We start from the raw sequence: 19,793 nt of genomic DNA on the forward strand, positions 1-19,793 counted from the left end.
CGTGGGTCTTTCTGCATACTCGAGAACGTCGACAGTTCTGCAATTCGGTCGATGGCGTCTCCCGTGAGCGGCTGATTCAGAAAACGGGCAACCCGTGCGACCGTGGCGGCCAGATCACGCTGCATGTCTTCATAGTGCAGGACCAGGATATTGGATCGCTTGTGTTGCGCATACCAACTGCTGAGATGGGTCCAGTACGGACCGTACTCCACTCGGCCCGCCATAAACTCACCAATAAAATGTTCGATTGGCTCGTCATACTCGTACATCTTGAAACCGAAGGTATGAAAATACATCGACACCGCGGTGTCCTTGGCGGTACGGGTGACGTAGATCAGACGGTTGGACTCGGTCAGTTTGCACGGTAAAAGATGATAAGGATTGTGAGATTTGAAGACCCTGGGAGAGTTCATTGTGTCGACGACCGACAGATCAGGCAGATCTTCCGAATCATCAAGCCACGGGATGATGGCATGGAGAGCCGGGTCGCCGTCGTGGATCAGTCCGCCGCTGTAGATCAGGCGTACGATCTGCTGCGTCCAGGTGGTGCCGCTCTTGGGAAAACTGGCGATAAACACGTCATCGTCTCGCGGTGTCCAGTGCTGGTGTACCCATTCAAATCTTTCCGTATCCACCGGTGTCACCAGCATATCCCGCCAGCGGTTGTAGTTGATCGTACTCACGGATACAAATTCGACGCCGCCAGTCGATGGGATTCGATCAGCCCGGGGACTCGCTCAGGGTCGGTGCGGCCCCAGCCACATTCGCTGGCAATCCCGAATGACGGTATCACTTTCTGCGCAGTTGCGATGCGTTGTTTATCGCCACTGTGATCCTGGTGGTGGATCAATCCCAGGTACAGTTCTGTTTCTGGCGGGAGTTTAAGTTTGGCCAATGGGGCGTAATAGGCATCATCGACACGGTCACGCGGTACGGGCATGTGGAGAAAATCCAGTTGCCGTTGAAGTTTTGAGGCCAGCCCGTTCGCGACCTCGACCAGAATCGCGGTGTCTTTGGGCATGACCAGATGCTCATCCCTGGGTGTGCCGTAACACAGGTGGTAGCCCAGCTCTACGTCGGCGGGTACTTGTGCACCGAGTCGGGTCATCTGATCGAAGATCTGCAGTTTGTAATCATCGGGGCGATAAGGAAAATAATCTTCAAAGATCAGCACTTCCTGACAAATGTCCCATTGGATCGAAAGGTCGTGATGCGAAATTGCATCCAGAATTGAACTGAGGGCTGTCAGCAATGCCTTTTCATAGACTGGCAGGTAATCCTCGATAGAAGCCGGACTGATATACATATAGCCTGAGGCCATCGGGGTGGGCAGACAGACCTGGAAGCGCACACCAGCCGGGATCACACCGTCATCACGCAATTGTCTGAAAACGTCATAAGACGCAATAGCGGCGGGTGCATAACCGGTTTCAAACACGACCGACGACGGATCTACATCGGGCTTAAAGCGTACCAGCTCCGTTTCGCGTATGAGCTCGCCATCCCACTGGTAAAGTGCCAGCGGTGTTGCGTCGGGGTCGAGCTCCATATTCAGATGAGACAGCAGCATCTCGCGCTGCCAGTAGATCCAGCGATGACGTTCGCCGGTTTCGCCGTCTGGAATCCGGCGAAGCCAGGGCGCGAGTTCTGATGAGAGGGCCCTGAAAACGGATTCTGAATCGGGCATGGCAACACTGCCTACGAGATGGATACTTGGCCGCATGTTTTACCCTCCCGGATCTGTCTGAGTCTTGTCTCCAGAGGTAACGCTACCACAGCCGTGGCCAATCAGAGCGGTCAGTGCAACCATCAGTTATCGCGGTTCAGAAATTCCTCGACGCGGTCCATCAGGGGCTGCTTATCGTAGGTTTGGTACAGGACGGACATCATGCGTACCGGATCGCCAAAAAAGAATCGTTCATACAGCACCTGGCGACCCGCAAATGCACTGCAGGCGACATCCCAGGCCAGGCGGAAAAGCTTGATTCGATCGCGCGCATCCCGATTGGCAACTGCGAGGTAACGGTCGATATCCTCTGCGACGGGGCTGTTTAAGGCCGAATCCGGGGGAATCATCATCAGGCTTGAGGCGCTCAGCAGTTGGAGAATTTCGATCATGCGAGGGTACAGCTTGGGGAACAGGTTTCGGGCAGCGTCAAGTGGTGCGCGGTCAGGCGACATCACACCCCACTTGTCGGTCTTGGCATCGGCTTCTGATGCGCGTAGACAGGCTTTCATGACCTCAAGGTTGATCATGCACTCCGCGATTTTTTCCTGTACATGCTGAAACTCGCTGGACCCCAGTGCTTCGGCAATCGAACAGGCGATACCCAGGACAAATTCCGTTTTGCAGATGTTCTTGATGGCCACTTGCTGGGCCATATGGGCAAGGCAGCCGGTCTCCGGAAAGTGGCGGCTGCACAGGTCAGGATCTGATTTGAGGAACACTCGGTCCCACGGTACAAGAACGTCGTCGAATACGACGATGGTATCCATCTCCTCGAACCGCGAACTCAAAGGGTGGTCAACCGGCGATTCGCCGTAAGCCAGTGACTCCCGGCAGATAAATTTCATACCCGGTGTAGCGCAGGGAATCGTAAATGCAAAGGCGAATGACTTGGTATCGGATGCCGCCTTAAGCACGGTTGACGGAAACACCATGATCTCATCAGCCAGCGGTCCCAGTGTCGCCAGGATGCGGGCGCCCCGAACCACCATGCCATCGGCATTCTCGTCAACGATGCGAAGCGCCACGTCGGCGCTGGGATGGCCACCTGCGGTGAGTGCGCGGTTCGACTGCGGATTCACCAGTGTGTGCGTCATGCACAGGTCGTTTTCCCGTGCATGCTCGTAGTAGTTGCGTGCGTTTTCTCCGAAGCGGGGATCATTCTGACTGTAGAAGTCCGCCGCCGCAGCGGCTGCCATAATCTCGACATTGATGTAGTCCGATGAACGGCCGAGCATGCCACCACTGAACCGGGACCAGTGGAACATCATGCCCGATCGCCTCTCGAGGTCTTCGTGCGTTCGCGGTGTGATGAACGACAGGCCGACCGGGTCTCCCGTCGTGGGCGATGGATAGGTCATCTCAGCCCGTACATCTTCAGCGTGCTGCATGTCATATAGCGTGGCCATAGACTGTGCACAGCCCCGCAAGGCCGGGTGGGTGGTGACATCGGTGATACGCTCATCACCGAGCCAGATTTCCGCGCTGCTCTGCCGAAGGCCTTCCAGGTACTCAGTGCCGGTACGGGCGCCCATAACTCACTCCTCAAGTGGTCTCCCACCATTTATTTAACATGTTAAATAAATGGTGGGTGGTATGCAACTGTGCCGAAATACAGGCGGGCAATGGGAAAAGCGTGACTGTGACTTACACACTCAGCAAGATGATGAGCCCTTCAGTTGACCCGGTCCCGGATCTGGTAGTAGCGGATTGCCGGTCCGAGAAACCACGGGTTGCCACGATAAAACGGACGGGTCTGAAAACTCAGGCCATTCATCGCAATTGTCGCCTCCGCGATACCCAGTACCTGTTGGCCGAGGCGGTGGCCGAAATAGCTCGCCAGGCAGATGCCCGATCCGCAATAGCCCATTGCATAGAAGAGCCCGTCGTCCTCACCCAGGTGCGGCAGGTTGTCAAAGGTATAACCGACAAAGCCCATCCAGGAGTGGGTAATCTTGGAATCAGCCAGCTGTGGAAATATGCGGAGCATCTCCAGTCGTAGAGGTCCTGCGCTGAGTACCGGGTCGGTTTCTTTGTGTGAAACCCGTCCCCCGAACAGGATTCTGCGTCCGTCTGGTGACAGGCGATAATAGACGACCAGCTTCCGGGTATCACTGACGACCCGATCGTTGGGAATCAGGCTGTGCGCAAGATCCGGTTCAAGCATTTCAGTTGCCAGCATGTAGGAGCCGATCGGAATAATCCGTCTCTGGTGCCATGGCGTTGCCAGCCCGGTGTAGCCACTGGTTGCGACGATCACCTTACCCGCCCGGATCGGTCCTTTGGTTGTGTTGAGCCTGAAACCGTCGGCATCGCGAACAATGTGTTCGACGCGACAGCTGTCGATGACGCGACAGCCACTTGCCAGTGCCCGTTCATACAGGCCCTGATGGTAGCGTGCAGGGTCCAGCGACGCGTGTTGACTGATCACCAGCCCACCATGGTAAAACGGGGAATCAATTTCGGATCCGATTTGTGCTTTGTCGACGAGGTGGCCGTCTCGTTCAAGCCCGTTGACCTGGTGCGTGAATTCCTGTTTCTGTGCGGCGTATTGCCGTGCACTGTGGGCAGCATGAAATCGGCCACAGCGCCGGTAGTCACAGTCGATGTCTTCATTGTCGATAAAGTCGCCGATCCAGCCCAGTGCGTTGCGTGCTTCGGCGATGATCGCGTAAGCCTGCGCCGAACCGTACAGACGGGCCAGTGCCGTGTAGCTGGGTTTGACTTCGCCGCTCACCTGTCCACCGTTTCGTGAACTGCAGCCCCAGCCCGGTTGCTCTGTGTCTACGGCGACGGTTGACAGCCCGCCCCGGGCGGTTACCAGCCCGGCATTCAGCCCGGTATAGCCAGAGCCCACGATCACGACATCCGCCTGGTCCGGCAAAGACGCGTCGAGCGGATCCGGCCGGGGGGTGCGATCCCACCAGTAGGACTCCGGCTTGAAATCATCGCTGAAAATTGATTGGTTCATATCGGCTTGTTCGTCTAGGAAACGACCGGTGCGTTGCTGTTATATCAGTTTTGTGGCCGCGCTCAAATACTGGTCAGAGCCAATCGCCACGGATTTTGAATCGCCGGGCGATGCCGCTAGACTGTGTTTCGGCCATTAATCAGTTCGCGTGGCTGGCTGGAAGTCGAGAGGGTAGATCGGATGCTGTCAAACTGCCGGTATGGTATTGGGTCTTTTCGACATATCCGGCCACGACTACATTTACCGACCGGTTGTCCGGTTCAATGCCGGACCATTTGAATACCATTGGCAACCACGGACCTTTTGACTGAACCCGCATGAAGACAACGTGAAACGATATTCTGCCTGGAGTGTTTTTCTGAACGGCTTAACCGGGCAGAAAAACTGGGATCGTGTCTGGCGTGATCCGGAGCCCAAGGCCCAGTACGACGTGATCATTGTCGGTGCCGGTCTGCACGGGCTCGCAACCGCTTACTATTTGGCCCGCAATCACGGCATCACCAACGTGGCCGTAGTGGAAAAGGGCTGGCTTGGCAGCGGTAATGCTGGGCGTAACACCACGATTATTCGTTCCAACTACATGCTGCCGGGCAATCGGCCTTTTTATGAACATTCTCTGACGCTCTGGGAAAATCTGAGCCACGATCTGAACTACAACGTGATGTTCAGCCAGCGGGCTCATGTGACCTTGCTGCACAGCCCGGCAGCCCGCGACGCTGCAGCGCGGCGCTATAACACCCTGCGATTGACCGGTTCAGACGGCGAACTCTGGGACCTGCCGACGCTCAAAAGCAAAATACCCCATCTGAATTACGGGCCCGACGCACGATTTCCGATCATTGGTGCGTCCGCCCAACTGCGCGCCGGCAATGCCCGACATGATGCGGTTGCCTGGGGTTATGCCAGGGCGGCGGATCAACGTGGCATCGACATTCTTCAGAACTGTGAAGTCACCGGAGTACTGCGGGAAGCCGGCAAGGTGACAGGTATCGAAACCGTGCGCGGCATCATACGTGCGAAGAAAGTCGGTTTTGCGGTAGCCGGCAACACCTCTCGCCTGTGGCGCATGGCGGGGCTGGGTAAATTACCCATCGAAACCCACAAACTGCAAGCCTTTATATCAGAGCCTCTGAAACCCCTGCTTGATCAGGTGGTGGTATTCGGGGTTGGGGGCGCCCATTTTTATATCTCGCAATCGGACAAGGGCGGCATGGTGTTTGGCGGTGATCTGGACTGGTATAAATCCTATGCCCAGCGCGGGAACCTCCCCATTGTGCAGGATGTGGCGGAGTGTGCCACTTCGATCCTGCCCTGCCTGTCCCGGGTTCGGCTACTGCGTCACTGGTCCGGTGTCATGGATATGACAATGGATGGGTCACCGTTCATCTGTAAAACGCCGCTGGACAACCTCTACCTGAATGCCGGGTGGAATTACGGCGGTTTTAAGGCGAGCCCGGCATCGGGCTGGTTTTTTGCTGACCTGGTTGCCAATGACAGGCCTGATCCGGTGATAGCGCTGTACAACCTTAGGCGTTTTGAGCAGGGCATCAATCTTGATGAACGTGGCGCCGGCCCCGATCCCAAACGACACGGATGACATCAGCACAATGATTCGGATCAACTGTCCATTTTGCGGGAAGCGCGATCACAGTGAGTTCAGCTATGGTGGTGATGCTTCTGTTGAATATCCGCCCCTGGACGCACCGGCTGAACAGTGGCTGGAGGCTGTGTTTCAGCGTGAGAACATCGATGGTGTTCAGTTTGAGACCTGGCAGCACCTCCAAGGCTGTCGCATGTGGATCGTGGTCGAACGCGATACCACGACCCACGAGATTCACAGTATAAGACCGGCACACGAAGGTATTGCGCAGGCGCTCGCCTCGGACAAGGGTGGTGAGGTATGAGCACACGGCGCTTAGCCACCGGCGGACAGATAGATCGTGGCAGACCGATAACCTTTACCTGGGACGGTAAAACACGAACGGGTTACTCAGGCGATACGCTCGCTTCCGCGCTGATAGCAAACCGCGAAGAGGTGATCGGCCGCAGCTTTAAATACCACCGACCGCGCAGTGTGATGTCAGCCGGGGTGGAAGAATCCGGTGCAATCGTAACCGTGGGCAGTGGAGATCGTACTGAACCCAACGTTAAGGCAACCATGCAGGAACTGTACGATGGACTGGAGGCACGAGGTCAGAATGCCTGGCCCAGTGTGCGTTTTGATCTCGGCGCGGTGAACAATCTGTTGAGTCCTTTTCTCGCCGCGGGTTTTTACTACAAGACCTTCATGGGTATCCCGCCGCTCGAATGGGGCAGTGGTACCGGCATGTGGATGCGCTACGAACGGTTGATCAGGCGGGCAGCCGGTATGGGTGAGGCCTCCCGGTTGCCAGATCCTGACCATTATGAGCATGCACACGCTTTTTGCGACGTGTTGGTGGTGGGTGCCGGGCCGGCGGGTATTGCAGCTGCCGGGGCGGCAGCGGAATCCGGCCTGGATGTGGTTCTGGTTGAACAGGATAACTTGCTGGGCGGCGCACAGCTGTCGACACCCTGTGGCGGGTCTGAGTCTATTCCTTCAGTACAGGAACTGGAATCAAGCGGTGTTCGGGTGATGACACGGACCACTGCCTTTGGTCTTTATGACTACAACGTCGCAGGTCTGGTGGAACGTGTGACCGATCACCTGCCCGATCCGCCGGGATACCTACCCAGGCAACGATTCTGGACGTTGCGTACGAAGTACACCATTGTTGCTGCTGGTGCGATCGAGCGGCATATCGCGTTCGGCAATAACGATCGGCCCGGCGTGATGACCGCTGCAGCCGCGCGTACCTATCTAAACCGCTTCGCGGTGTTGCCCGGCGAAAACATCATCATCGCGACCAACAACGATTCTGCCTACGAGGGCGCTGTTGAACTGAGTTCGGCAGGTGCAAAAGTCACGCTGCTGGATGCACGCAGCGCGATCTCCGATGAACACATGCAGCAGCTGACTGAGCGCAATATAGAAGTTCGATGTGGGACCGCTCCATTGCAGGTGCTCGGTAGCGGAAATATTGCCGCACTTGAGATCGCAAGAGCCGATGGTACCGGCTGGCGGGCTGCGTCCACCGAGTCGTGCGATCTCGTTCTGGTCTCTGGTGGTTGGTCTCCAGTGGTCAACCTGCTGTCACATCGTGGAGTGAAACCCGTTTGGGACAGTACCCAGGCCTGTTTTTTGGCGGTTGAGTGTGCAGAACCTATTTCGGTGGCAGGTTCGGCGGCCGGCGTCTGGAATTCAGCTGACTGTGTCGCTTCTGGTCAGGCGGCAGCTGGCGATGCGATTCAGGTGCTGCGAGGCCAAATGAACAAAATCACACGGCCGCCTGTAGGGGGATGGCAGCAGCCGATTCGAGCGCTCTATGAGGTTAAGGTGCCCGGCCGCAAGCTGAAGAGTTTTATCGATCCGCAACACGACGTTACCACCGAAGATGTGCGCCTGGCCCATCGCGAAGGCTTCGTGTCCGTTGAACACCTCAAACGCTATACAACCCTGGGGATGGCAACCGATCAGGGCAAGATGGGCAACATCATCGGGCTTGCGCTGATGGCCGAAGCCCTGGGTAAGGAGATTTCTGAAGTCGGCACGACCACCTTTCGACCGCCGTATACGCCAGTCAGTATCGGCGCGTTGCGCGGACGCAGTGTGGGCCGACATTTCCGACCTTTGCGTAGAACGCCGCTGCACGAGTGGAACCTTGATCACGCCGGTACCATGACCGAAGCTGGGTTATGGCAGCGGCCCTGGTACTTTGCCCGTGACGGCGAAACCCTGGCCGACGCTTACGTTCGCGAGGCCGAAACAACACGGAGAACGGTCGGCTTGTGCGATGTGACCTCACTGGGAAAGATTGCGGTCCAGGGCCCTGATGCGACCGATTTTCTCAACAGGGTGTATTCCAATGCGTTCGCTAAGCTGGCGATCGGGAAAGCCCGTTACGGCATTATGCTTCGGGACGATGGCCTGGTCATGGACGATGGCACCAGCTGGCGCCTGTCTGAGACGGAATACTTTATGACCACCACTACGGCGCATGCTGCGCCGGTTATGGCCTGGCTGGAGGAACTCCTGCAGACCCGGTGGTCAGATCTGAAGGTTCACGTAACTTCAGTCTCTGAACAGTGGGCGGGTATCGCGGTGGCCGGACCGTGTTCCCGCACTGTGCTCGAAGCCTGTGTTGAGGATCCAGCCTGTGTCAATAATGGCAACTTCCCTTTTATGGGTGTGATCGAGACCGTTCTCAAAAACCACATTCCCTGTCGTATTGCGCGAATCAGTTTTTCTGGAGAGCTGGCATATGAAGTTTATGTGCCTTCGGACTATGGGCCTGCGGCGATGGATTTATTGTGGGGCGTTTCTGAACCGATGGGTGGCTGTCTTTATGGCCTCGAAGCGCTGGGTGCGATGCGCATCGAAAAAGGCCATGTGACCGGCGCTGAACTGGACGGGCGGGTCACGATTGAGGATGCCGGTCTTGGGCGCATGGCATCAACCAAGAAGTCCTATATCGGCAGTGTGCTTCGCAAGCGGCCGGAACTCACGCGCGAAGACCGGCCGCGACTGGTCGGTATCTTTCCCAGTGATCGACATGAAACTTTCAACGCCGGCGCAATTCTGTGTGCCGCTGATACGGTGCATGGCTTTGGCGATGGCTGGATCACGGGCGTTACCCATTCGCCTGAACTCGGCCACTGGATCGGGCTCGGTTTTATTGCCGGCGGTCTCGAGGCGTGGCAGGGTAAATCAGTAGTTGCCGCCGACCCGGTACGAAAAAGTAACGTTGCGGTTGAGATCGTTTCGCCGCACATGGTTGATCCGGATGGAGAGCGGCTTTATGGCTGAACGTGTGTCTTCATTGGCAGGGGACTACACCCGGGGTTATCACGGCCGCGAGGGCCAGACCGGCGTGATTTTGTGCGATATGCCGAATTTAATGCTTCAGCAGGTGGCGGCCTGGCCTGAGACACTCGAACAGGTGGGGGCGAAAGCGGCGCAGGCTGCCGGTCTGGCTACAGCGCCGGGCCCAGGCCAGACAAATACAGGCAGCGCAGGGGTGCTGCTGCGTGTGGAACCGCTCAAGTGGTGGCTCTATGGCACAACGTTGGCCGACCTCTCACCCGACGCGGGCTGTTTGCTCGATTTATCTCATGCGAGAACCCATGTACGGGTCAGTGGTCCTGATGCCGCAACCTGCCTGAATCGTCACCTGCCCGTCGACCTGAGGCATGGCACATGTCCAGTCGGGTCTGTGGTGTCTACGGCGCTACATCATGTGGCCGTCACTCTATGGCGCTCGGAACACGGATTTGAGCTTTTCCTGCCAAGGGGATTTGCACTGTCCTGCTGGGAGGTGTTGATGGAGACTGCTGAACAGTTTGGTGTCGAGGTTGTATAACTGATTCCGCTTCGTTTTCTATCATCCCGGCCGGACAGTGATTTTGGGATGTTGTTTTCCGTCTGGTCGGTTCAAAAAAGTAATCAGCGCAACGCCGGAGAGTACCGCAACACCTCCCAGTAGTCGGCTCGTCGATAACACCTCACCCAGCAACAATACCCCACCCGCCACCGCTGACAGCGGTTCCAGAAAAAGAAATGGCACGACCTGGTTGATGCCGTACCGAGCCAGCAGAAAATACCAGCAGCTGTAGCCGATCACTGTCATCACTAACACCAGGTAGGCCACAGTCAGCCAGTGGGCAGATGTCGCGGTGGATACGGCTTCAAGTTGACCGTCTTCCAGGATCCACGAACACAGCAGCAGCTGGGGTCCAGCCATCACCGCAACCCAGGTAATCAGGCGAAGCCCACCCATACCGGACAAGCGTTTAAACAGCATCTGGCCCAGAGCCCAGACAAACGCGCCCATGACGACAAGGCTTATGCCCGTCAGGGCGCTCTCTTCCTTTGGAGAGCCGGCAATCACAATGACTCCGACAAAAGCCAGAACAATTCCCAGTGCGTGGTGCCAGCCCAGTCGCTCTTTGAATGCGAACCAGGCCAGCAGACTCGCGAATGGCACCTGGAGCTGTACCACGATAATCATCAGGGAGGCGTCGATCAGTTTAAGACCGTTGAACATCAATCCGTACATCAGTGTTGAACCGATCAGCGACGCCAAGAAGATGTTCTTCATGTCTGCCCAGGGCGGCCTGAAGAACCAAATCAATATTGCAGCGCTGAATGCAAAGCGCATGCCCAGCAAAAACATAGGCGGGAAATGATCCAGTGCCGGTTTGGTGATTACGACACCTATGCCGAATATGGTTGCCACAGCAACAGCTATCAGCATGTGTTGGAATTTCAAGAACGTAGGTTGGTCCGAAATTTGTGGGGCCAGAGCATAGTTAAGGCTTGAATTATCCTTTTGATAACGGTCATTTCAACTGTCGAGCCTACGCCCTCCAAGACAATCAATTCTAGGCTGGTGGCGTAGCTAAGTTTTGTGATATATGTGACCTACAACAGTCTGGTATGACACACTGCCAAAAGATCATCACACAACAGGAGACTACCATGGGTAAGATTTGCAGGAGTTGGGATGTATTCAGTAGCAAAACTATACTGATTGCAGCCGTTCTGGCGTTGTTTGCATCTGTCGGAACCGCATCGGCAGAGACGACACTTGAAAAAATAAAACGGACGGGTAAAACAACTGTCGGCACTGAAGCGGCGTTCCCCCCATTTGAATTTATTAAGGATGGCAAGATTGTTGGATACGGAAAAGACATCCTCGACTACATCATTGCTGATCTAGGTGTAGAACTAAATCAACTTGACTTGCCTTGGCAGGGAATTTTGCCGGGTGTGCTGGCTGGGAAATTTGACTTTGTTGCGACTAGTGTGAGCATTCGACCTGAAAGAGTCGTTAAGTACGCCTACACCGTTCCAATTGCGGAAGGTACAACTTGGACCATGAAGCGGGCCGGTGACGATAGCATGAAAAGTATAGATGACTTAGCTGGTAAAGTTGTCGGCACCCAATTGGCATCAGCGGGAGAAGCAATTGCGAAAGAGTTTGAAGCCAAGCTTAAAGAAAGAGGACTAGGTGGCTATAAAGAGCTCAAGTTATTCACTGCATACCCTGAAAGCTATCTCGCACTGGGCAATGGCGCAATTGACGTGGTCGTCCAAACATTACCCAACCTTGCCGTTGTCGTAAAAGAACACCCTGGTGTATTCGAGTTACTGGATGCAATGACCGGTAAGAGTTACATGTGCTGGGTGACGCGTCCCGAAGACACTGATTTACGGGATTATCTCAGTTCGAAGATTATTGAGATGCGAGATAACGGAAAATTGCACGAACTCCAGGATAAGTGGTTCGGGTTTAGGATGGAAATTCCTGACAGTGGGTTCCTGCCGGCTGGCGCTCTGTAATCTTAGAGCTTTACTATTTTTAGCGTAGTATTTGGCGGACGAGAATTTATTTCTCGTCCGCCAAATTGATTTGTAGAATTTGATTGCAACTCAATTTGGCTGTGTGACATGCGGAATTCCGGTTGAAATTCAATTTTTCCTACACCATTGACGCACTGCCCCGTTTGTTGGAAGGGGCTTTAATCACGATAGAAATAGCTGCAATTGGCTTTATCCTTAGCCTTACGATTGGGACCCTGATCACTGTATTTCGGACGGTCAGCCAATCGAGGTTACTAAACGCCATTCTGGCGGTATACATCAGTTTCATCCGGGGTACGCCACTGCTGATCCAGATATTCCTGGTCTATTACGCACTGCCGGCTATTGATTTTTTACCAGGGCCTGGCGAACTAAGAATAGACTTGGGTCCAGTAACGGCGGGTATCGTCGCGATTACGCTTAACAGCATAGCATTTGTGACAGAGATCTTGCGTGGTGGACTGGCTGCTATCCATAAAGGTCAATATGAAGCGGCCTGGGCGTTGGGACTTCGCAATTATCCACTGTGGCGTAAGGTGGTACTGCCGCAGCTATTTATGAAAACCATCCCACCCCTAGTGAGTGAATTCACTCAGGTTTTGAAAGCGACACCTTTGTTGGCCATGATTACAGTCGTCGAAATGATGCGGGTCTCACAGCAGATTTTCAGCGCCAACTACCACCCAGTAGAGGTGTTGTCTGGTGCATTTGTTCTCTATTTTTTAATTTGTTTCGTTGTCAGTCGGAGTTCTATTCTTTTGGAACGCCGTTTTGCGGTTCGTAGGTTCTAGCCGTGGATCTTGATTTCCAAATTATTTTGGACTGGTGGCCATTAATTTTAGATGGCTTCAAGCTGACCCTTGTGATTGTTGTTGGGGCCATACTGTTGGGCATACCTCTGGGCGGATTGTTGGCCTTTGGCCGACAGTCAAGATTTAAAATAATTTCGATATCGGCAACAGCTTTTATTGAGCTTTTTAGAAATACTCCGTTCATGATTCAGGTGTTTCTGCTTTTTTATGTGTTGCCATTTTACGGAATTCGGATCCCCGCAAACATTGTGGGCATCATTGGATTGGCCCTGTTCGGCAGTGTCTACTATGCCGAAATTATCCGAGCTGGAATCGACGCAATTCCACGGGGGCAGTTGGAGTCAGCTCGATCTATTGGTATGTCTCACTGGCAAAGCATGACCAATATTGTGCTGCCGCAAACAATGCGAATTATTCTCCCGCCTATCGGTAATCAGACACTTTCTCTCGTAAAGGAATCTTCTATTTTGTCGACGATAACAGTACAGGAATTGACAATGTCTGCATTGATAGTACAGGGCCAAACATTCCGACCGTTTGAAATCTTCATCGTGATTACACTGCTTTACTGGGGTCTTAATGAACTGATTGCCACAGGACTAAGAATTTATGAACGACGTCTAGAACGACGATCATTAAGCGATCCTGCTAGCGCGTGATCTACGGACGGCTGAATGAGCACACCAATTTCTTCCGGACACTGGGAATGAGCATCAAAGACAACATCCAGCCTTTGGTCGAACTATTCGACGTGCGTAAATGCTTCGGCCAAACCGTAGCATTAGGTGGAGTTAATCTCTCCGTTGCTCGCGGCGAGGTGGTTTGTGTTATTGGGCCCAGTGGATGTGGGAAAAGCACCATGTTGCGGACGATTAACTGGCTTGAGGTGCCGGATAGCGGAAAGGTTGTATTGGACGGGCAGCCGATCGGTATTCGAATTGGCCAAAACGGGAAGGTGAGTCCACAAGCAAGCAAGGATCTAAACAAAACTCGGTCTCGTATGGGGATGGTTTTTCAACAATTTAATCTTTGGCCTCATCTTTCGGTACTAGACAATATAACCAGAGCGCAAGAAATTGTTCTTCGGATTCGAAAAGAGGATGCAGAAAAAACTGCGTATCGGCTTCTGAGGCAAGTCGGCTTATCCGACAAAACGGACGCCCTACCTGATCAATTGTCCGGTGGGCAGCAGCAAAGAGTCGCCATTGCTCGAGCGTTAGCAATGGACCCAATTCTAATGTTAATGGATGAACCTACCTCTGCTCTGGACCCGGAGCTTGTCGGTGATGTGCTAAGTGTTCTTCAGCAGTTGGCTGAAGATGGAATGACCATGATCATAGTCACTCACGAACTTGGCTTTGCAGCTAAATTTGCTGATCGGATCTTGTTCATGGACAGGGGTTTGATTGTGGAGGACGGTCCGCCCCAACAATTACTCCAGAATCCGGAAACTGATCGACTAAAATTTTTTCTGAAACAACTCGGGGACATGAATCTGAACATTCCTGGAGTAATGTAAGCTGGTTTCTAGAAGTGTTCAGTCAAACTATTAACTTCAACTTTGTCTTGAGTCCTAATACTTAATCGCGTTATCCCTTTTCAAGGAGACATCAGATGGCCGCTAAGAAAAAGAATGCTAAAGGCAGTAGTTCTACGCTTATGAAGATTCCAGCACGACGGGGTGCTGCAACCCATCTGCGTAAAGGGCAGAAGGTCAAAATCATTAATACTCATGGTAGTCAGGTTGTCGACTTCTGGGCTTTTAATGCAAATAATCCGGGAGAGTTTATGTCGATGGAGCACTGCCGGGTTTGGTTGGGTCGTTATCGACCAAAGCCTGGTGACGCGCTGATTACTAATCAACGACGGAACATTCTCAAATTTCTCGAAGATACCTCTCCCGGCGTACACGACACTATGATGGCCGCCTGTGACCGGTTTCGCTACGAGCAACTGGGGTGTCATGAATATCATGACAACTGTACTGATAACCTTTGGGAGGCACTTGCGGCCGTGCGTTTCAAACCGACAGAAACACCATGTCCATTTAATCTTTGGCAGAACACCCCCGTCGATTCGGCCGGTGGAATTGACCAATTGCCGACAGTATCAAAGCGGGGAGACTTCGTGCTGTTTAGGGCTCTTATGGATACGGTATTGTGCTTTTCGGCATGCCCTCAGGATATTGTGCAAATCAATAGCGGGCGACCAAAGAATGCCCACTACCAGATAATTGATTGAGGGGTTTTGGTTTCTATTTAAAACTGCAAAATGGGCTTCGGGTTATGGATTGCCGAGCACAGGCGGGATGTTGCTACACCTATCATAAAGATAGGCGAGATTCTTACCAAGGATTTGCCGAACTCTACATGGGGCGACGGTTTGCGGGTAGTGATCGTTTATCGATCTTGAAAGTATCCTGCCCGAACGGCTTTGCCGATTAGATTGCAGATAAAGCGCCCAGCAGTAATCGCAGTTATGCCATTCAAATCACGCTTAGGTGTGATCTCTACAATGTCCATACCGACGACCCGGCCTTTGTCAACTAAACCATGGATGAGCGTTCGCATCTGATCGTAGGTAACGCCACCGGGTGCCGGCCCTGCTACCGCTGGCATTATAGTTGGATCAACGCCATCAGCATCAATCGTTAGATAGTAATTTGACTCATCTGGTATACGGTCGAGAACTGATCTCATGCCTATCTGCTGTAGTTCAATATCAGGAATAAGGTGGGATCCATAAGATATAGCGGCCTCCATCTCTTCAGGTCTTGCGCTCCCGGCTGAACGAAGGCCAATCTGGAATATCTCTCCAATATGGTCCATCTCAGAGGCTCGACGAATCGGACTCGATAGACCATCTCGTACACCGTTAACATGATCTCGCCAGTCGAGATGAGCGTCTACATGCACTAGTGTGATAGGAGCCCAGTTCTTAAAACCTCGAAGAACCGGAATCGGCACACCGTGATCTCCACCAAGTACGATCGGCATGACATTTCTGTCGAGTAGTGTCTCTATTACTTTCTCGGCATTTCGGTTGTGTTCATCGATGTCATTGAGATTGCCTGGGACATCACCGACATCTACAACTTTAATAAGTCTCCCATCAAGTAGAGGACCACCTAGATCAAAATCCCAACGATCGATTCCTCGTAAGGCTCTTTCACAGTATCGGCGTATATGGGTTGGCGCATTAGTTTGATCGTTTGTTACATCATCCATTGAATATGGTGCCCCGTAGGGAATGCCAAGAATTGCAATGTCTGCATCTATCTTGTCCAGATCAAGGACAATGGGAAGGTCATGGAAACTCTGGAACTCGCGTCGCGGCGCGACCGTAAGGTTGTTGCTCATAAGGATCTATTTTCGTGACCTATAAGTGGGACTAACCTGACTAACCAGGGACGCCATTAGACGTGCTGACCTTTAGCGCTGTCGCTTCTCCTTCAGACCAGTCACCTACGTTCTTTTGAGCTGATGAAACCACACAAATGCAGTCTATTAACACCCTAAATAACACATGATCACCCGCAGAAGACTTCAATTCCTTTGGTGTCAGATTTCCTTCATTGTCTAATTCAATATTGAGAAACAAATTAACTGGATCCGGCAGTTTCGGTAATGAAATACCCAGCTCCTTTAAAGCATTTTGCGCGTTTTCCGCACACCCTGTTACTTTCGTATACCCCTGTGAAGAGAGATAGCGAGCATCTGACGCAGGCCAGAGTAGATCATGGGTGCTCACGGTATCCTCACCCAGAACCATGATTGGACGACGACGATTGGTTACAAGGCGCATACCCAGCGTTAAGAGAAAAGAATTGCTGAACACACGCGTGTGATGGGGAGATAAGAATTCCCGGAGATCGTCTTTCACAATTGCAAATAGAGTGGCGGGCTGTCGGCCGAACAGATCGACAATGGAGAGCAGTTGTCCTTGATAGGCGTAGATAGCCCGCGCCTCGCCTCCCGGGATCTCAACCGCAATCTCAGGAGGCAGCTCTTCCGTCGTCAGTGATTTCATGAGTAGCGGCATTAGTTATTTCCCGGTATGTCATTACTGACAATCGCTTTCATCTCTGTTGGGCAGAGCCCATTTCCAGGGATGATGTCCTGAGGGCAGGGAGACAACGCACATACCAAATCCATGAGCACCTCAAAAACGATACGATCCCCTGCTTTACTGGATGGATTAACTACTCCAGTGCGACCATCAGCAACGACGGGACTGTTCTGAAAAAGGTTAAACGGTTCAGGAACATCCAGAATATCGATTTCTTGGTGAGCCAAGAGACCATCGTGAAGGTTTTCTAAACAATTTCGATGTCCAGGTACCCCGAAATCAACTGAATATCGTGTCGGGTCACAGGCTGGAACGGTCGAATCATGAACGCCAATTGTGTCTAGGACAACCTTCAGCATAGGATTGTCATAGTTGCTCAGTAGTGTATCGCCAATGCCAAAAAACAGAGATCTCAGGTGTCGTCTGGTTCTGACTGAGGAGATCCCTTCTTTGGGATTATTCTGATTTATGGCAACGAAATCGCCAGCTTGTGCACCCTCTAAATCAACGATCGTTACGTATTGTCCAGATGTTGCTGTGAAGCCCAGGCCGAATCCACCGTTTACGAGGTATTCTGTTGTGCTCGGGGTGCTCATTTGTTTCACTGACTGAATTTGGTTATGGCCAACATGGTAGCACGATTGGAATATGTGATATATCAAGCGGCTTGATGCTGCTTGGGAACGAAAATATTTTCAATGAGTTTACTTTAAGCTGATCAAGGCGTTTGGAAGTTGGCAATCACAACAATAGGATCAGCTAAAGTATGGTAAACAATCTGGAGATCAGGCTGAATTCATTATGACCGAAACTAAAGACACACCTGTCAGGTTGGACTTTCCGTTTGTGGGTATACCGTCGTTTCTCAGATCACAGATTTGCACAGATCTCGACCAATTGAACGCGGATATCGCGGTATTCGGTATACCTCACGACGAGGGTTCGCCTTTTCTGAGTGGCTCCAGGATGGGTCCACGCTCTATACGTGAACATTCTCTGCGCTTTGGTCGTGAGGGCAGTATTTATGATCCGGAGACACGGACTCAGTATCTGTCGGAGGAGTTAGGCCAGGGACTGATTGCCGATGTGGGCGATGTCGACGTCTGGCCCACGGAAGTACGAACCACCTTCAAGAACGCAACCGACATGACGCGAAAGATCCTCGCCAAAGGCGCGTTTCCAGTGATGCTCGGTGGTGATCATGGCGTGACTTATCCGGTTGTACGGGGCTTTAATGAACCGCTGCATGTGATGCACTTCGATGCGCACATCGACTACGCGCCGTTCATACACGATCTGCAATTCACCAACGGACATCCTTTTAGCAACATCAAACCGCTGCAGCATGTTGAAAGTTTGACGCAGATTGGTATCCGCAGTCTGCGCAGTGCGCAGAGTCAGATCCACGCTTCGATCGATGACGGCAACCGAGTGATTACGATGGGTGAGTTTCATGATATCGGCGGTCAGGGTGTCGCTGAGATTCTTCCAAAGGACGCGGCCTGTTACATCAGCGTTGACATCGATGTGCTGGATATATCGCTCGTACCTGGGTGTGTCTCGGCTGAGCCCAATGGAATGAGTTATGCCGAACTGCGTAACACGCTGGCCGCGTTGACGACACACGCTAACGTGATCGGATTTGATTTGGTGGAAGTGAATCCGCAACTCGATGTCGGGACCGGTACCACCTCCTACCTTGCTGCGCATACAGTTATAGAGTTTCTGGGTCTGCTCTGCAGCCAGCCGCGCTGGGCAAAACGTCGGGCCGAGCGTGCAAAACAACGGACCGCACGCAGCTAGCGAGCCGACTCCTGGTGCTGGCCAGGTTCATTGATTGGTGATGCGGTCTAACCGCAATCCATACTTTTCTCTGGGTCACGATCGACCTGCCACTGAATTACCCCTCACCCTGGCCGATCTACATCTTTCATTGTCGCCAGAGGATGAGGTTATAGTTCATCTAGGTGCGAGATCAGCGCCCGACTGGTCGCGCCAACGGGCTTTGGATCTCGTGACTGGTGCCGGCTTTTTACCGCGTGGGAAAGTCGTTAGAAAATCATCCGGCTTTGTCCTGCGGCTGAAACGTATTCGCAGTCTGCCGGATACGGTGGGTCCGAATATGCAGGTTCTGATCATTGGCCTGAATCCGAGTCCTTATTCTGCAGACACCGGAATTGGTTATGGCCGACCCGGAAATCGGTTCTGGCCGGCTGCACTGAAGGCAGGTCTGGTCAGTATCGACCGTGATCCACGTCACGCGCTGTCGCACCACGGTGTGGGGATGACCGACCTGGTACGCAGAACCACGGCTCGCGCCGACGAAGTTGAACGCACTGAATTCGAAGCCGGTTTTGAGAGAATTGAACGACTGGCAGCCTGGCTAAAGCCCACAGTGTGCTGTTTCATCGGGCTGGGCGGTTGGCGCCTGGTGGTCGACCGCAAGGCGGTTGCCGGCCGGCAGACTGACTCTGTCGGCGGGTGTCCAGTGTATGTCATGCCCCACACCAGTGGGCTCAATGCGCACAGCCGCCTGGAAGATCTGGTTAAACATCTGGCTGCCGTATTCGCTATGGTAGGTGCGGCTGACTAGGTACGACGCAGACTACACAAGTCATTCACTGAAGCCGGCCGCAATTACATGGCATCGCATCAACCCCGTGACAGGTCACAGCGGATCGGTAACAACCAGTCTACTACTCAGGTCTCTCGGTTAATTGAGGTTGGGACTGTGCCCAGTCAATGGGTAGCTTGCCAGTAAAATCGATACTTGAT

19 protein-coding genes are annotated in these 19,793 nt (G+C 53.1%); 11 read left to right on the forward strand and 8 right to left on the reverse strand.

Annotated features, from left to right (window positions below; genetic code table 11):
- The 4 genes from MK323_14020 to MK323_14035 all read right to left on the reverse strand — a co-directional run.
- On the reverse strand, window positions 1-683 hold a 683-nt coding region (locus MK323_14020), incomplete at its 3' end, for a sulfotransferase domain-containing protein (protein MCH2483268.1).
- Window positions 680-1,723 (reverse strand): hypothetical protein, encoded by a 1,044-nt coding sequence (locus MK323_14025; protein ID MCH2483269.1) that lies wholly within the window; start codon window positions 1,721-1,723, stop codon window positions 680-682. The genes MK323_14025 and MK323_14020, both read right to left, overlap by 4 nt.
- A gap of 86 nt (window positions 1,724-1,809) precedes the next feature.
- Window positions 1,810-3,261: a 4-hydroxyphenylacetate 3-monooxygenase, oxygenase component gene (gene hpaB / locus MK323_14030; GenBank protein MCH2483270.1), complete on the reverse strand. Its 1,452-nt coding sequence runs from the start codon at window positions 3,259-3,261 to the stop codon at window positions 1,810-1,812.
- Window positions 3,262-3,401: 140 nt separating this feature from the next.
- On the reverse strand, window positions 3,402-4,697 hold the full coding sequence (locus MK323_14035; protein ID MCH2483271.1) for an FAD-binding oxidoreductase: 1,296 nt from the start codon (window positions 4,695-4,697) through the stop codon (window positions 3,402-3,404).
- Between the two features lie 328 nt (window positions 4,698-5,025).
- On the opposite strand from MK323_14035, the gene MK323_14040 reads away from it, so the two are divergent.
- Genes MK323_14040 through MK323_14055 form a run of 4 tightly spaced genes read left to right on the forward strand, consistent with a single transcriptional unit; the run spans window position 5,026 to window position 10,135 of the window.
- Window positions 5,026-6,294 carry a sarcosine oxidase subunit beta family protein gene (locus MK323_14040; GenBank protein MCH2483272.1) on the forward strand — a complete coding sequence of 423 codons (1,269 nt, stop codon included), beginning with the start codon at window positions 5,026-5,028 and terminating at the stop codon, window positions 6,292-6,294.
- Window positions 6,295-6,304: 10 nt separating this feature from the next.
- The gene (locus MK323_14045; protein MCH2483273.1) at window positions 6,305-6,601 is read left to right on the forward strand and encodes a sarcosine oxidase subunit delta; all 297 of its coding nucleotides are present in this window, start codon (window positions 6,305-6,307) and stop codon (window positions 6,599-6,601) included.
- On the forward strand, window positions 6,598-9,582 hold the full coding sequence (locus tag MK323_14050; protein MCH2483274.1) for a sarcosine oxidase subunit alpha family protein: 2,985 nt from the start codon (window positions 6,598-6,600) through the stop codon (window positions 9,580-9,582). The genes MK323_14045 and MK323_14050 overlap by 4 nt, the downstream gene beginning before the upstream one ends.
- Window positions 9,575-10,135 carry a sarcosine oxidase subunit gamma gene (locus tag MK323_14055; GenBank protein ID MCH2483275.1) on the forward strand — a complete coding sequence of 187 codons (561 nt, stop codon included), beginning with the start codon at window positions 9,575-9,577 and terminating at the stop codon, window positions 10,133-10,135. Before MK323_14050 ends, MK323_14055 begins: the two co-directional genes overlap by 8 nt.
- Before the next feature lie 21 nt (window positions 10,136-10,156).
- On the opposite strand, the gene MK323_14060 is transcribed toward MK323_14055, so the two are convergent.
- Window positions 10,157-11,029 carry an EamA family transporter gene (locus MK323_14060; protein MCH2483276.1) on the reverse strand — a complete coding sequence of 291 codons (873 nt, stop codon included), beginning with the start codon at window positions 11,027-11,029 and terminating at the stop codon, window positions 10,157-10,159.
- Window positions 11,030-11,253: 224 nt separating this feature from the next.
- On the opposite strand from MK323_14060, the gene MK323_14065 reads away from it, so the two are divergent.
- The 5 genes from MK323_14065 to MK323_14085 all read left to right on the forward strand — a co-directional run bounded on the left by MK323_14065 (window position 11,254) and on the right by MK323_14085 (window position 15,191).
- Window positions 11,254-12,117 (forward strand): transporter substrate-binding domain-containing protein, encoded by an 864-nt coding sequence (locus MK323_14065; GenBank protein MCH2483277.1) that lies wholly within the window; start codon window positions 11,254-11,256, stop codon window positions 12,115-12,117.
- A gap of 122 nt (window positions 12,118-12,239) precedes the next feature.
- Window positions 12,240-12,929, forward strand: coding sequence for an amino acid ABC transporter permease (locus MK323_14070; GenBank protein MCH2483278.1), 690 nt, complete (start codon window positions 12,240-12,242; stop codon window positions 12,927-12,929).
- Between the two features lie 2 nt (window positions 12,930-12,931).
- A complete protein-coding gene (locus MK323_14075; GenBank protein MCH2483279.1) occupies window positions 12,932-13,609 on the forward strand; it encodes an amino acid ABC transporter permease in 678 nt (225 codons plus the stop codon).
- A gap of 74 nt (window positions 13,610-13,683) precedes the next feature.
- Window positions 13,684-14,469: an amino acid ABC transporter ATP-binding protein gene (locus MK323_14080; protein MCH2483280.1), complete on the forward strand. Its 786-nt coding sequence runs from the start codon at window positions 13,684-13,686 to the stop codon at window positions 14,467-14,469.
- 95 nt (window positions 14,470-14,564) lie between these two features.
- Window positions 14,565-15,191 carry an urea carboxylase-associated family protein gene (locus MK323_14085; GenBank protein ID MCH2483281.1) on the forward strand — a complete coding sequence of 209 codons (627 nt, stop codon included), beginning with the start codon at window positions 14,565-14,567 and terminating at the stop codon, window positions 15,189-15,191.
- Window positions 15,192-15,349: 158 nt separating this feature from the next.
- Here the strand turns inward: MK323_14085 and MK323_14090 are convergent, their stop codons facing one another.
- Genes MK323_14090 through MK323_14100 form a run of 3 tightly spaced genes read right to left on the reverse strand, consistent with a single transcriptional unit; the run spans window position 15,350 to window position 17,614 of the window.
- The gene (locus tag MK323_14090) at window positions 15,350-16,309 is read right to left on the reverse strand and encodes an agmatinase (protein MCH2483282.1); all 960 of its coding nucleotides are present in this window, start codon (window positions 16,307-16,309) and stop codon (window positions 15,350-15,352) included.
- A gap of 40 nt (window positions 16,310-16,349) precedes the next feature.
- The gene (locus tag MK323_14095; protein ID MCH2483283.1) at window positions 16,350-16,979 is read right to left on the reverse strand and encodes an urea carboxylase-associated family protein; all 630 of its coding nucleotides are present in this window, start codon (window positions 16,977-16,979) and stop codon (window positions 16,350-16,352) included.
- 11 nt (window positions 16,980-16,990) lie between these two features.
- A complete protein-coding gene (locus tag MK323_14100; GenBank protein MCH2483284.1) occupies window positions 16,991-17,614 on the reverse strand; it encodes an urea carboxylase-associated family protein in 624 nt (207 codons plus the stop codon).
- A gap of 205 nt (window positions 17,615-17,819) precedes the next feature.
- On the opposite strand from MK323_14100, the gene MK323_14105 reads away from it, so the two are divergent.
- Window positions 17,820-18,821 carry an arginase family protein gene (locus tag MK323_14105; protein MCH2483285.1) on the forward strand — a complete coding sequence of 334 codons (1,002 nt, stop codon included), beginning with the start codon at window positions 17,820-17,822 and terminating at the stop codon, window positions 18,819-18,821.
- Between the two features lie 40 nt (window positions 18,822-18,861).
- On the forward strand, window positions 18,862-19,611 hold the full coding sequence (locus MK323_14110) for a mismatch-specific DNA-glycosylase (GenBank protein MCH2483286.1): 750 nt from the start codon (window positions 18,862-18,864) through the stop codon (window positions 19,609-19,611).
- The last annotated feature ends 182 nt before the right edge of the window (window positions 19,612-19,793 follow it).

This window comes from Gammaproteobacteria bacterium (genome assembly GCA_022450155.1).
Lineage (GTDB): Bacteria > Pseudomonadota > Gammaproteobacteria > Arenicellales > UBA868 > REDSEA-S09-B13.